This is a genomic window from Acetitomaculum ruminis DSM 5522, from assembly GCF_900112085.1.
In the GTDB taxonomy this organism is placed as follows: domain Bacteria; phylum Bacillota; class Clostridia; order Lachnospirales; family Lachnospiraceae; genus Acetitomaculum; species Acetitomaculum ruminis.
Window position 1 is genome coordinate 182,222 of sequence record NZ_FOJY01000004.1, and the last position, 12,976, is coordinate 195,197.

General features: G+C 37.7%; 14 protein-coding genes and 3 pseudogenes. 4 read left to right on the forward strand and 13 right to left on the reverse strand.

The features are described 5' to 3' along the window. Positions 1-122: 122 nt before the first annotated feature. Positions 123-626 carry an NAD(+) diphosphatase gene (locus BM153_RS03920; RefSeq protein WP_092870976.1) on the reverse strand — a complete coding sequence of 168 codons (504 nt, stop codon included), beginning with the start codon at positions 624-626 and terminating at the stop codon, positions 123-125. A gap of 24 nt (positions 627-650) precedes the next feature. Then, entirely contained in the window at positions 651-1,532 is an 882-nt protein-coding gene (locus BM153_RS03925; protein ID WP_177205569.1) for a LysR family transcriptional regulator, read from the reverse strand. Between the two features lie 247 nt (positions 1,533-1,779). Between BM153_RS03925 and BM153_RS03930 the strand changes: the two genes are divergently transcribed. Continuing rightward, positions 1,780-2,667: a DegV family protein gene (locus BM153_RS03930; protein WP_092871006.1), complete on the forward strand. Its 888-nt coding sequence runs from the start codon at positions 1,780-1,782 to the stop codon at positions 2,665-2,667. A gap of 48 nt (positions 2,668-2,715) precedes the next feature. Here the strand turns inward: BM153_RS03930 and BM153_RS03935 are convergent, their stop codons facing one another. The 10 genes and pseudogenes from BM153_RS03935 to BM153_RS03980 all read right to left on the reverse strand — a co-directional run bounded on the left by BM153_RS03935 (position 2,716) and on the right by BM153_RS03980 (position 11,203). Further along, positions 2,716-3,180, reverse strand: coding sequence for a low molecular weight protein-tyrosine-phosphatase (locus BM153_RS03935; protein WP_092870980.1), 465 nt, complete (start codon positions 3,178-3,180; stop codon positions 2,716-2,718). A 130-nt stretch (positions 3,181-3,310) separates the two neighbouring features. Beyond that, positions 3,311-3,847, reverse strand: a pseudogene (locus BM153_RS03940) (site-specific integrase); the annotation flags it as partial. Between the two features lie 85 nt (positions 3,848-3,932). After that, positions 3,933-4,526: a nucleotidyl transferase AbiEii/AbiGii toxin family protein gene (locus BM153_RS03945; protein WP_242949065.1), complete on the reverse strand. Its 594-nt coding sequence runs from the start codon at positions 4,524-4,526 to the stop codon at positions 3,933-3,935. Then, positions 4,513-5,130, reverse strand: coding sequence for a hypothetical protein (locus tag BM153_RS03950; protein ID WP_092870984.1), 618 nt, complete (start codon positions 5,128-5,130; stop codon positions 4,513-4,515). The genes BM153_RS03945 and BM153_RS03950 overlap by 14 nt, the downstream gene beginning before the upstream one ends. Positions 5,131-5,680: 550 nt before the next feature. Beyond that, positions 5,681-8,662 (reverse strand): TOTE conflict system archaeo-eukaryotic primase domain-containing protein, encoded by a 2,982-nt coding sequence (locus BM153_RS03955; RefSeq protein WP_092870986.1) that lies wholly within the window; start codon positions 8,660-8,662, stop codon positions 5,681-5,683. Positions 8,663-8,679: 17 nt separating this feature from the next. Beyond that, complete coding sequence (locus BM153_RS03960; protein ID WP_143088265.1) at positions 8,680-9,294, reverse strand: hypothetical protein; 615 nt, start codon at positions 9,292-9,294, stop codon at positions 8,680-8,682. Positions 9,295-9,405: 111 nt separating this feature from the next. After that, the gene (locus BM153_RS03965) at positions 9,406-9,957 is read right to left on the reverse strand and encodes a GNAT family N-acetyltransferase (protein ID WP_092871008.1); all 552 of its coding nucleotides are present in this window, start codon (positions 9,955-9,957) and stop codon (positions 9,406-9,408) included. A 24-nt stretch (positions 9,958-9,981) separates the two neighbouring features. Continuing rightward, entirely contained in the window at positions 9,982-10,296 is a 315-nt protein-coding gene (locus BM153_RS03970) for a TfoX/Sxy family protein (protein ID WP_092870990.1), read from the reverse strand. 12 nt (positions 10,297-10,308) lie between these two features. Continuing rightward, a pseudogene (locus BM153_RS14255) lies at positions 10,309-10,802 on the reverse strand (N-acetyltransferase family protein). A 182-nt stretch (positions 10,803-10,984) separates the two neighbouring features. Further along, positions 10,985-11,203: a helix-turn-helix domain-containing protein gene (locus BM153_RS03980; RefSeq protein ID WP_092870992.1), complete on the reverse strand. Its 219-nt coding sequence runs from the start codon at positions 11,201-11,203 to the stop codon at positions 10,985-10,987. Positions 11,204-11,460: 257 nt separating this feature from the next. Here BM153_RS03980 and BM153_RS03985 point away from each other — a divergent pair, with 257 nt between their 5' ends. From BM153_RS03985 to BM153_RS03995, 3 genes are read left to right on the forward strand one after another with little or no spacing between them, the layout of a single operon-like run. After that, complete coding sequence (locus tag BM153_RS03985; protein WP_242949066.1) at positions 11,461-11,886, forward strand: hypothetical protein; 426 nt, start codon at positions 11,461-11,463, stop codon at positions 11,884-11,886. Then, complete coding sequence (locus BM153_RS03990; protein ID WP_092870994.1) at positions 11,883-12,299, forward strand: MarR family winged helix-turn-helix transcriptional regulator; 417 nt, start codon at positions 11,883-11,885, stop codon at positions 12,297-12,299. Before BM153_RS03985 ends, BM153_RS03990 begins: the two co-directional genes overlap by 4 nt. Positions 12,300-12,324: 25 nt before the next feature. Beyond that, the gene (locus BM153_RS03995; RefSeq protein ID WP_092870996.1) at positions 12,325-12,618 is read left to right on the forward strand and encodes a YciI family protein; all 294 of its coding nucleotides are present in this window, start codon (positions 12,325-12,327) and stop codon (positions 12,616-12,618) included. A gap of 79 nt (positions 12,619-12,697) precedes the next feature. Here BM153_RS03995 and BM153_RS13860 read toward each other — a convergent pair. Continuing rightward, positions 12,698-12,976 (reverse strand): annotated as a pseudogene (locus BM153_RS13860) (group II intron reverse transcriptase/maturase); the annotation flags it as partial.

A 12,976-nucleotide genomic window follows, 5' to 3' on the forward strand; every position in this document is an offset into this window, starting at 1 on the left:
CAAAGTATTTATTTTTTGTATGATATTTTAAAGTAGGGTAAAAAAAATGTGCAAATTGCACAAATTTTCACAAAAACTTAGGCTTTTATAAACATAAATAAAGGGAGTTTTTTTACATCCGGCTATTTTTCTAATGAGGTTTTGTCCAGATATGCATTTAGAAATTTTTGTGCAAGACTGCCTTTCATAATATTTTTTGCCGCTTCCTCAAAAGAAAACCACTTGTAAAAGTCAATTTCTTTGTTAGGAGTCATTTCCTTATCATCATCTACAAAAACGGTAAAATTACACATCAGGGTATTTGAAGGTTCAAAGTAGCTTGTCTGATTAAAAATTAAATCTACAGCCCTCATGCCTGTTTCCTCCTTTAGCTCCCTTAAGACAGCTTCTTCAGCCCTTTCCCCTTTATTTACATATCCTGCAACTAAAATAAAAGCATCTTTCCCATATTGCTTTATTAAAAGAATACTATTGTTTTCTTTATTTATCACAATCATACTCACTGCCACATTATATTTGGGAAAACGAAACTCCTTACATTTATTACAAAAAGGAACCATTCCTTCTGTTTCAAGTTCCTTTAAAACAAGTTTCTCACCGCATTTCACACAATATTTTTCATCCATAACTGAATCCTTTTTATTACCCTTTTACCTGATATCATGATTTTTTATAAGCTCTAAAAACAGTTTATTTCCGGCATTTTCATTGCCCACCTTACAAATAGTGCTAAGAAGTACATCTTCCTCATAATACTCAATTGCATAACAATAAAAATCCTGCTTATTTTTTATTACCGGTTCAAACTCATTTGCTATTGTAAATCCATTTTTCACTAATACATTCATATATGCATCATCCTGTGACGAAACTTCAATCTGTACAAAGTTTTCCAAAAGCTCGCCAAAAATTTTTTTCATTACAAGAGCCAAAATTGGAGCTGAAATAAAAAAGTTTTCTCCAAAAAAATCCTTAAGTGAAAGATCCTTTTTGAAAGCTAACGGATGCCTTGCTGACATCACAATAAAATATTTAAGCTTCATAATGGGATAAATATTAAAACTTTCCTGGTAAAATTGTTTAAAATCAATGCTTACAGCCATATCAAGGCTCCCATCTAACAGCCTTTTTTCCAGCTTTGAAACATCCTGTCTGCAACATGTTATGGAAAGTGTTTTTACTGTTTCATCAATATCATTAATAACAGGCATAAATGCATACTCTGCGTAAAGATCCTTTAAAAATCCTATATTCAGACTCCCTTTTTCTCCAAGTGCCCTGGCATTTGCCATTCTTGTAGTATAATTAATCTTTGATAATGCCACACTGAATCCATCATACAATATTTTTCCGGCACTGGTAAGCTTCAAGGGTCTTTTATCCCTTTGAAACACATAATAGCCCAATTCTTCCTCTAACATCTGAATCTGCCGACTTAAAGTAGGCTGTGAAGAATACAATATCTCCGCTGCTTTAGAAAAATTCCCATAATCTGCTATTGTAATAAAAAAAACTATTTGTTGTAATGTCATCATATTCCACCTTTCTATTTGAGAGATAAATATACAAAGTGGACATTCTCTCCCCTTATCATTAAATATATCGATAAACCTTACGGTTTTTTTAAGTATTAAGTTGAATAATAGTCTGAATACTGTTAAAATTTTTGTCAAGGGTAAAGTGGACATTTTTTAATCTGCTTTGCTACTTTCTCATGAAGGCAATGGCAGTATGTGCCATTTGTATTCGAATCATTTTTATGCTGAAAGGATAGAAAATATGAATAAATATGTTATCAGCTGTTGCTCTACAGCCGATTTATCAAAAGAACATTTTGAAAAAATAAATGTTAAATATATCTATTTTCACTATGAAATAGATGGAGAGGAGAAAGCCGACGATTTAGGAGAAACCATGGCTTTTGATGAATTTTATCAAAAAATGGCTGATGGTGCCATGACAAAAACTTCCCAAGTCAACGCTGAAGAATTTGAAGAATTTTTTGAAAACTTTTTAAAAGAAGGCTATGATATTATTCATGTCACATTGTCTTCCGGAATCTCTGGTGTTTTAAATTCTGCCAATATTGCAAAAGATATACTTTCTGATAAATATCCTGAAAGAAAAATATATGTAGTGGATTCCCTTGGAGCTTCTTCAGGATATGGTCTTTTAATGGACAAGATGGCTGAAAAAAGGGATGAGGGATTATCCATAGATGAGCTTTATAAATGGACCGAAGAAAACAAATTATATGTTCAATCCTGGTTTTTTTCAACAGATTTAACCTTTTATATCAGAGGCGGCAGAATCTCAAAAGCCTCCGGAGCCATCGGAACAGTTTTAGGAATTTGTCCTCTCCTTTGCATTAATGATAAGGGAAAACTTATTCCAAAATTCAAAATCAGAACAAAGAAAAAGGTTATTCGTACCATCGTTGAAAAAATGGAGGAATTTGCAAAAGACCGCCTTGATTATGCAGACAAATGCTATATTTCTCACTCCGCCTGCATGGAAGATGCCATCGAAGTAGCTAAACTGGTTGAAAACAAATTTCCAAAATTAAAAGGACATGTGGATATTAACTGGGTTGGAACCACCATTGGAAGTCATACCGGTCCCGGAACCGTAGCACTTTTCTTCTGGGGTGACAAAAGAAGTGAATAATTATTGATTTTACAAAAGGGTTTTGCTTTATACAAAACCCTTTTATTTTTATATGAGTCCTTTTTCTTTTAAATACATAAGAAATCCAATGCACCCTTCTAACACATCTTCATAGGTCTTATCAAAGTTTCCGGTATACCATGGATCTGCAATATCCCTTCCATCACTTTTAAAAGATAAAAGCTTGTAAACTTTCCCTTCAGGATCTCCTTTAAGCATCCTGTTTAAATTTCTGATATTGGCTGAGTCCATGCCTATAATATAATCAAATTCCTCATAATCTTTCATAGTTATCTGACTGGCTCTATGAAACAGCACCGGTATCCCCTGCTCCTTCATTTTATTTACAGTCCCCCTATGAGGTGGATTTCCTATTTCTTCTGTGCTTGTAGCCCGGCTGTCTATCAAAAACAAATCCTTTAGGCCTTTCTTATTTACCATATCCTGTAAAACAAATTGACTCATTGTGCTACGGCAGATGTTGCCGTGGCAGATGAATAGTATTTTAATCATAGTTTTATAAATCCTCTGTTTTCCTTAATTTTACTGGGTTTGCGGCACATTTTCGGCAGATTATTTTGTTCCATTTCTTGGCATATCTTGGCATAAAAAGTTGTAAATTTGAATTCCGTACAACTCGCTATTACTGAGCCTTTGATAATCGCTCCATCTCTTCTTTGGCATCATCAAATGTCAGATGTGTATAGGTATTTAATGTAACACCTATATCCGAATGCCCCATAATATACTGAAGCGTCTTAGGGTTCATTCCTGACTTTGCCATATTGGAACAGAACGTGTGCCTATAAACATGTGGCGTAATCTTTGGCATCTGAATCTTATAAACGCCATTGTACTTCTCTACAACGTGCTGAAAGTATTTCTCCCAATGAAGGGCAACCATAGGCATCCCATTCTTATCGAGATAAAGAAATCCACTGTAGCCATCTATCATCGGCTCCACCTTTTCTTTCTTTCTCTTATCAATAATCCTATGAAAACATTCTGCCACTTCAAAAGTCATGGGAATATCTCTGGTACCACTGGAAGTCTTGGTATCTTCAATGATATATTCCATATTTCTCTTTCGCTGAAGCTGATGCGTAACATGAATCTTCATCTCTGTAAAATCAATATCATTTATGGTAAGTCCTACAAACTCTGAAATTCTAAGTCCGGAAAGCATCCAATTCAGGTGTTATCTCAACCTCAGGAAGCAGCTTCGCAATATCATATAAATGTCTCGAATCTCGATCCATCATATTTTAAATACGATAATCGCAAACAGCAAATACCTTATCAATAAGTGTTCGCCCCAAGGACTGCACCTGCATACTTATCTTTGTTTCATCAAATGGAATAGGAAGTGTAATTCCATTCTTTTCGCAGAATCTTCCCACAAAGCTATAAACATCGTGATTCTCTGCCGGATAAACGTCCTGATAAAAACTCGTTTCAATAATCAGCTCCAAAGGTATTTCACTAAAAAATGATTCATACTTAAACACATATTTGTTATAGCTATGGCGTGATTGTATATCCTCTGGATTCGTTAAAATCAAACCTAAATTCTCCGCTAAGCTTAGAATCAAATTCTTTGTCTGCTTCTTTTCACCTTCGGTTGGCTTGCGATTCATAGACAAATCAATATCTTCTGAAAACCTATCAATGAGACCATACGCTTTTGATACAGAAGTTCCACCCTTAAAAACAAAAGGAAGGTCACTTTGAGAAATACCCGACAAAATCATCGACTGAATAGTATCTTTCTCAACCATCTGTGTCGTACGATGCTCTTCAGCAGCTACCGTCTCAATAATCTCTTTCCATTGTTCTTTATAATCTCTATACCAGCTCACCCATAAATCCTCCCTCATAGATATTTCTATAAACTTTATCCGGATATAATGACAAGTATTGTTTTACAACCGAAAAATCCACACCTACTGAGTTGACAAAATCTTTTAGCTTTGAAGCAAATTCCTGTCCGGAAATCTCACTATACTTATCAATCACAGACATCAAATCCAGAAACTGTAATGCCGATTTATTCTTAGATGTAATCTCAGCAACCGGTTTATATACAACAATGGTATTTCCATCTATCTCCTGCTTACGCTGTTTGGTAGATGCTTCATTGCTACAAACTTCATAACAAGAAGGATTCTGTGTTGTAAATCCATATTTGTTTGCAAGCTGTAACCCCGTTATATAGCCTTCCACCTTTTCTTCTGACCCAAGATACTTCTTCTCGATATATTTATCTACTGAAACCTTTCCTTTTGTTCCAAGAATTGTAACATAGGAAAGAAAATATACACCATTATATAAACGTTCTAACTTTCCTTCATCCACAAGCTTCTTCATCTCCTGGCGAAGATAATCTTTTGAATCGCCTGGCAACTCAGTCAAAAAAATCGGCTCACCATTTTTGTAATTTTCAATTATATAATCATATACCATCCGGTTCACCTCACAAATTAGAAATCATCAATTTCAACTTTATGATACAACCATTTATCCTTATTGGCAAGTTTTTATTCTTACAGAACGGATAGCTCTCCTGACCAATTCTTGGCAATTTACGAAGCTTCGCACAACCAGAATTCCTTGTAAAATCAGTATTCCGCAGCTATTCAACGACCTCGTCCACCATATGGCGACAACATTCTTGCCCACATAATATTACGATTATCTCACAATGCCCCTTCACGGATATTCCGAACGAACCTTCGTAACTCTGGAGCCCCCACAAACACTGAATTCTGCAGAAAAACTGCGAATTTCCAACATTGTGCGGATAATCCGACACTTCACTTAAATTTACAGTAGCAGGATACGCATAAAGTTGCAGGCACATTTAGCTCCAACCACCGGAATCCTATAGATTTCGGACCAAGGAAGACCCTATTCCCCCGGTAGGCAGTAACTATTTTCACCAAAAGAAAAAGTGACGCCAAAATGACATCACTTTAAATCCTAGTTGACGTCAAAATGGCGTCACATACTTTTATTATCCGAAGGTCATTTCCAATAATTCCTGAGCTGCATCTTTGCTCTTAACACGCATCAGATTATCATCAATCTTTGCCCTCGAAAGTAAATTCATGCTTCCGTACCATACTATTTCATCGTCAATGATGGCAAAATGTTCATGCATATGATCCTGGAGTCTAACCTTTATGCCACAGTTTTCTAATACCTGTACAAGAGCCTTTGTATCTTCAATCTTTTCTTCCGGGTATCCTTCGGGATCAAGTGTAACAACAATAATCTTCACCCCATTTTCTTGTCTTTGCTTTATAAGCCTTACAAATGCATTTACCTTAGCCTGATTTAATCCCGGGCTGGAAATAATGACCTCTTTATTCGCCTCCTGTAAATCTCTCTCATACACTTTTTCATATGTATCTATACCAAAGATTGCATTTACATTTTGCTTTTCGGCAATGACATTATTGCATATTTTGTATCCTATCTTCTTATATGCCCGAAGTCGTTTATGATACATTTTTTCAAGGACACGAATATGAGAATCTACATAGTCGTAAATAATAACTTCTGTCTTAGTTTCATAGTCTCGATGGAGGCGCCCGGCAAACTGCTCGATATTCCCTTCAGCTGCCACAGGCATTGTAAGCATCATTGTATCAAGCCTCGGGTAATTGAATCCTTCACCAATATACTTATCTATCGCTACCAAGACAAACGATTCCTCATCTGGAACAGCTCGCATTTGCAATCGCATTTCGTCCTTGACTTTTCTACTACCTCCACCTTGCAAAAGATAGACATGATCCGCTTTCCCTTGCAGTCTCTGATACAATAGTTCCGCATGTTCCCTATACTTTGTCAAAACAAGCGGGGTTCTTCCATTTTGAACGCAGTTCTCAACGTCTATAATAATCTGCTCATTTCTGGAATCGCATTCAATAACCGCTCTGTTTGCTTCGGTAACTTTAAGATCAGATGCACTAACAAGCCTTGTAAATCTCGGATAAACAAAATGATCAATACCCTGTTTTTCAGCTCTTTCTTTAGCAGTATAACGGAATCTAATCGGACCGAACTGCATAAATACTTTCTTTTCGAGTCCATCTTCCCTCTTAGGCGTTGCGGTCAATCCATAAACGTACTTCGCTTTTGCCGATCCTATAACATCCTCAACAGTTTGTGCCGCCCCATGGTGACATTCGTCCATAATCACCATTCCATACTGTTCAATAATCGGATTGATATCATCTCCCTTACCCAGAGATGAGAATATAGCCACATCAATAATCCCCGTCATGGAATTATGTCCGGCATATAGCTTTCCAATTACGCTTTTTCTCTTCTTTACCCTTCCTGTTTTGGTCTTATATTCCGGCAGCTCAGCATTTATATCCAAGAACTTAGTTAAATCCTCTATCCAGTTCTTTTGAATTTCTGTATTATGTACCAGAATAAGGGTATTAGTTTTTCTTTGCGCTATCATATATGCGCCTACAACCGTCTTTCCAAAAGAAGTAGTTGCAGCGAGAATGCCATTATCGTGTTCCAGAATAGTCAATGCTCCCCTCATCTGCTCTTCATATAGTGTTCCATTGAAAGAAACATCCAAAGGTGTTCCTGTGCACCTATTATCTGTCAGCAAAAAAGGAATATCCACCTCATTGAATCTATCAACCACATAATCAAGCAAGGCGCGAGGAATACAAATATAACCCGAGTCATCGTAACCGCAGAAAACTATTCGCGGTATACCTTTTGTTGATAATCCCATTGCAGCCTTCTTATAAAAATCCGGATTGCTAAAAGCTGCCATGCGCCGCAATGCATTTTGCATTCGTGGTTTCATGTTATTTGTATTGATATAAACCTTGTCAGCAATTACAATCTCAACAGCAGAGGAAACGTCTTCTTTATGCAAAGGATGTTTAGCTTTGTCCCAAGGCTTAGTATTGTTCGAAACCTCAGAATCCGCTTCGAACTCATTGCTAAGAACACCAAGGATTCCTTCTGCTGACCACTCTTTTATTCTTTCTTCTACGGTTTCATAAGAAAGCTTTTTCGCCTCTTTTAAGCACTCCCATTGATTGGGATATGCATTCCAGTTTTCATCAACAAAAGCGCTATTTCCATACTTCAAAGCCTGTCCTTGTAATGGCAGTGCTACAAGATTACCAAATCCCGGCTTGCCTGTTTTTGTATTAATCGGTATATGATCCTGAGCCGGAAGCATTCTGTCATAATACTTGAAGCTTCTCATATTAACAGACTCAGCACCTTTAGTTAAAAGTGCTGTTCCAAATCTTCTTGCTGTAATGGCAGGAATTGGCTTTTCAAAAAACATCCATATATGCGCACCTTTTCCGGAACGCGAACGCTCAACCAAAATCGGCACATCATTGTTTTCACATATCTTTCTGAATGTATTAACCTCTGTCATCCAGTCCTGATCAAGGTTTGCACCGTCATCTCCACCAATTTTGTCGTCATGACAATCAAAATCAAATACAAGAAAGTTGACCGTTTCGTCAGGAAACATCGGATATAATCCGATTACATCCGAGGCATCTTCCTTCGCACCGATTAAGTGCTCACACAGTACCTGCCCAGTCAATTTTTTATATCGCTGATTCTGGCACTCTCCGCAATTGAACTGAGGATTATTCTTCTTAGGACATATTCCATCTTTCCAGAAATTCCAGCATTGCGTATAGTATCCATGCTTTCCTGTTTTCTTGTTAGCCTTTCCGGAACGTTTACTATACACATCATTTCTACCCTTGAACAAATAATAGTAATACTGGATATGCTGTTTGGTAATAGTAACCGGAAGAATACGAGCTCCTTGATTCTCTTCAAAAGCAAGATTCTTATCCGGAGACAAATCATCTAACTCCTTTGCTTCCCGCTTGTATGAAATCCCAGCATTATCGAGAAGTCCGTGCAAATATTCAATTTCATTTTCAAGTTGACTTATTCTCGATAAGTACTGTTCTTCATTCATTGCAATCCTTCCATTTTTTATTTTGCTTTATATTGCTTCCAATACTTTTCAAAGCATTCCATGTATTTCTTTAAATCCTCTGCCGTAGGTATGTCTCCATTAATAGCTCTTGCTTGATCATGACACCATGCCGAACACTCCATCATACCAGCCTCTAGCTCTGAATACAAATCTTGAATAAACGGAGCTTTCTTAAGCCTTTGTGTCTGTACACAAGGGTTATATCGCTGAATTACATCATTAAAAAGAATTTCTTCAACAGCTTGCTCCCAACTTTCTCGAAGTAATTCACACCACTCTTTAGCTCTGTAATAGTAACTATCCATATCCCCTGAATTATAAAGAGAAACTATACCCTGTAATTCATTTTTTAACTTTCCAGTTCTGTCTTTAACCGTCATTCCTTGCCAAGGAATAATCTGTGATATGTCTCCTGGCTCATTACAATAATTACTTATAGTTTCTTGTTCAAAAATCACTCCACTCCTATCGGCCTCGGTTTTTAATTCCATAAAGAAGGTTATCTCGTGAGTAAAGACCACAACCTGACGGTTTGTCGCTTCTTCTAAAAGTCTTTTAACAATGAGGCTTCTTCTTTTATGATCTAACGAACATACAAGATCATCCAGCACAATTCCTAAATGTTATAAATAGACCTGTGTGCTTCATCAGAGTATGTCAAGGTAGGTCTAAAGGTTTTTTCCGCCATCTTTTTTGTGGCTGAAATCCCCTATCGATTCAATTTACCGCTCGTCCCGTAACAGAGCATACCAATCTGCATCACAGATTCCTTGATTATTTCTGTCAGAGCTTCTTAACCTGCCTTCGTATTTCATCCCGCATTTTTTCATCACCATACCGGAATGTGGATTGTTAGGATCATGTCGGCTTTCGATTCTATTGGCTTCCACTCTTTCAAAGAAGAACTCCATAACAGCCTTTAGTGCCTCTGACATGATGCCTTGATGCCACCAGTTTCTCCCGATGCAATAACCGATATGTATCATTCCCACATCATCGTTCATTCCAACTGCAGAAATACTTCCTATCGGCTCGTCTCCATTGCTCTTTAGGATAATTGCCCACTGGTAATAGTTTTTCTGATTATACGATTTAATCCAATCTTCCAGAACCGCTTTACTAACAGCCACATTGACATGGGGAGGCCACGTAAGATATTTTGTCACCTCAGGATCCGAAGCCCAGTTTTTATACATAGCCTCTGCGCCTGTAATGGTGAATTGCCGCAGGATCAATCTACCTGTTTCCAGCCTTACTGTTCCGCAATGCTTCAATGCCATAAAAAACTCTCCATATTCTCACTTCTTTTTCTTTGGAGCTGGGAGTTCATCATACATTCTCTCCAACAGTTCCTTCAAAAACTCCTTATTCTCAACATTATCTACAAGGAGCATTTCCTTTGCCCCTTCATACGGTAGTTCCAATTCTGCCTCCGGCATCATGCTTTTTGCGGCCTTCACCGGCTTGACCAGAAAACGATCGCCATAAACTCCGCCGACAATCTTTCCCCTGAAGTAGATAATAAACTCACCCATCATGGCTTTATATGTGATCTCATCTAATTCAGATAACTGCTCTAATATATAATCCAAATACTCTTTGCTTGATGCCATTTTCTGATTTTCCTACAACTCGCACACCATAATATATTCTTCAGCATTTTCATCAACAGTTTTAAAGCCAACAGACTCATACATCTTCACAGCGTAGTTCGCCTTCTGCACCGCTAAAGATGCCTTCTCATACCCCTGCCACTTCAGCAGTTCCAACATCTTCACCATCAGCTGTGAACCAATGCCTTGATTGCGATATACTCCTTATACAGAGAAATCGCAAATGAAGGAGTTTCGTCATCTTCATAACCATAATCGTTCATGATACGTGTCCAGACGGCACCGACCACTTTCCCGCCAAAATCAGCTACCAAACAGTTATCGCCCTTTCGGCTGCCAAAATCATCTGTATATGCTCTCAGCTCCGGCTTTTCAACTATATCCTTCGCAGGCGGTTCTACTCCTTTCGGAATAAAAATCGCTTCGTAGAGGAAATCCTTCAGCAGTTCTGTCTCGCTCTTTCTCAGGCTTCTGATAACATATCTCTTCCGTTTATCACTCAACATATGCGAAATATGTTCATTCTGAAGCTTTACTTTCATCTCCAGCATCTGCTTCCCGATCTTCTCAGGATCATATTCATTTCCTCTGCAGATCAGCTCCAGAGTGTCAGGCGTCCAAATATAGCCATGTACCTTGTTGTACCGGTACTGCTGGAACTCCTCATATTCCTTGTCCTTCAGTTGCTTCATTCGGTCCCATCCCTCTTCACATAATGCAGCTCAATATCATACCCCAGAGCCTCCATCATCTGCACAAACGTATTATTCACAACTCCGTTCGGCTTCTTGATGACGCGGTTCACATAGGACTTGGTGGTATCAATCTGTTCTGCCACCGCCGCCTGTGTGGTTCCCTGCTCTATGCACTTTACTTTCACATCTATTTCTATATTATTTCTAACCATATTCATCCACGTCCGTTTTAATCGGTTTCACTAAACAGATAATTTATTGTACCATAAAACCGTCATTTGCATCTCTTTTTATCAGTATTTTCTTCCGATAAAAAAGCAAAAATTGTTTGTATAATCTTTGAATGCTTCTGCTTGTTCAGTTGTAATCAAGAGTATAGAAGAAATGACGTAGGAAATGTTACCGAAAAATAGTTGACATGTCAACTAAAATTATGATATATTTCAGTTGCAAAGAAAGCGGTGATGAAATGAAGTATAAGAGATACATTTTTCCTGTTCTTATGGGATTTACGATGAGTAATATTATGTCTTTAGCAAACACTGGAAAAATAATGTTTCCTGCCATTATGATCATGATGATATTACAGGCTGTAGTAGCTAGTGCTGCATCATTGGTTTTTCCGGCAGGATTGATAGGGGCTAAAATGACAAAGAAATTATTTCCAAGACTTAATCGTATAGGATTTTTGCTTGTTTCTTCTGTATTACCTGCGATTTATTTTACGTCAATCCTGTCCATGACCGGACTTCTTAGGATGAAGGGCTATAGCGAAGGATTTTGGATGTCTTACTTTTGTTCACTCTCTACATCTATAGTATATGGATATGTAGTTAGTATTTTGTGGAACGTTGCTTTAGATAAGCTGTTACAGAGGAAGGAGATGTCAAAATGAAACCAAGTATAGGGCGAATCATTTCTCTTCTTTCAAGAGAAATTGCGATGGAATTAAAAGACGTTGTTGAGCCATTCGGAATAACCGTAGGAGAAGAGCTTTACTTTATGACATTGGCACATGAAGATGGGATTACCCAAGATAGACTTACGGAGCTTGTAAGTGTAGATAAGTCAGCGACCGCAAGAGCTGTAAAGGCTTTGGAAAACAAGGGACTTATTCGGCGCAATATAGATCAAAAGGATAAACGAAACAAGAAATTGTATCTTACGAAGGCAGGGCATGAAATATATCCAGAATTATCAAAAGCCTTGGTTTCATTTAATGAAAAGCTGACAAGTGCATGGACAGATGAACAATATAATCAGGTATACCATTCACTAGAGATATTGCAGCAAAGATTTCAAAAATAATATCACCTAACAAAGGAGGAAAGCTATGAACCATTATATATTGATTGGCACTTTTAAAGGCACCCCAAACCAATTTCCGGAATTCTCGGAAGCAATGGAAGCCCAACATGCATATCTGAAATCATACAAAAAAAAAGGAATGCTGTTACTTTCCGGTCCCAAAACGCAAGGCGGAGGTGGCGTAATACTAATAAGGCTTGATGATGAAGACATTCAGCATTTTATCGACAATGATCCATTGGTAAAGGCAGGTATTCAAGAATATCAAATTACCAGCTTTGAGGTATTTGATATTCTTGAATATGCAAAAGAATGGTAAAAATAATAATCGAGTAGGAGGGAGTGATTAGCTCCCGTCCTCTCACAGCACCGTACGTACCGTTCGGTATACGGCGCTTTCAATAGTTGACGTGCACAGACTGATAGGCTGTGGATAAATCATAGAAGCCACTGTTTATCAACCTTTCTTTTGTCATTGCCATATTTACTGCAACGGTATGCGTCGTGAACCAATGGCCTCTTCGGCTGTTACCAGCCTGCCATGCTAAGTCCCCGGGTACGCCCATCTTAATCAGATTACGTACCTTTGTCTTGGGCTTCTTCCATTGTTTCCATATACTCATACGTATTCTGTGATAGAGCCATCCATTGATTTCGTCTATATTGTTCTTCATGCT

Excerpts from the sequence above, each read along its gene's own strand:
- BM153_RS03990 (WP_092870994.1), top strand. The coding sequence starts at position 11,883 with ATGAAACCAAGTATAGGGCGAATCATTTCTCTTCTTTCAAGAGAAATT.
- BM153_RS03970 (WP_092870990.1), bottom strand. The coding sequence starts at position 10,296 with ATGGCATCAAGCAAAGAGTATTTGGATTATATATTAGAGCAGTTATCT.
- BM153_RS03995 (WP_092870996.1), top strand. The coding sequence starts at position 12,325 with ATGAACCATTATATATTGATTGGCACTTTTAAAGGCACCCCAAACCAA.
- BM153_RS03985 (WP_242949066.1), top strand. The coding sequence starts at position 11,461 with ATGAAGTATAAGAGATACATTTTTCCTGTTCTTATGGGATTTACGATG.
- BM153_RS03980 (WP_092870992.1), bottom strand. The coding sequence starts at position 11,203 with ATGGTTAGAAATAATATAGAAATAGATGTGAAAGTAAAGTGCATAGAG.
- BM153_RS03925 (WP_177205569.1), bottom strand. The coding sequence starts at position 1,532 with ATGACATTACAACAAATAGTTTTTTTTATTACAATAGCAGATTATGGG.
- BM153_RS03930 (WP_092871006.1), top strand. The coding sequence starts at position 1,780 with ATGAATAAATATGTTATCAGCTGTTGCTCTACAGCCGATTTATCAAAA.
- BM153_RS03920 (WP_092870976.1), bottom strand. The coding sequence starts at position 626 with ATGGATGAAAAATATTGTGTGAAATGCGGTGAGAAACTTGTTTTAAAG.
- BM153_RS03950 (WP_092870984.1), bottom strand. The coding sequence starts at position 5,130 with ATGGTATATGATTATATAATTGAAAATTACAAAAATGGTGAGCCGATT.
- BM153_RS03935 (WP_092870980.1), bottom strand. The coding sequence starts at position 3,180 with ATGATTAAAATACTATTCATCTGCCACGGCAACATCTGCCGTAGCACA.
- BM153_RS03955 (WP_092870986.1), bottom strand. The coding sequence starts at position 8,662 with ATGAATGAAGAACAGTACTTATCGAGAATAAGTCAACTTGAAAATGAA.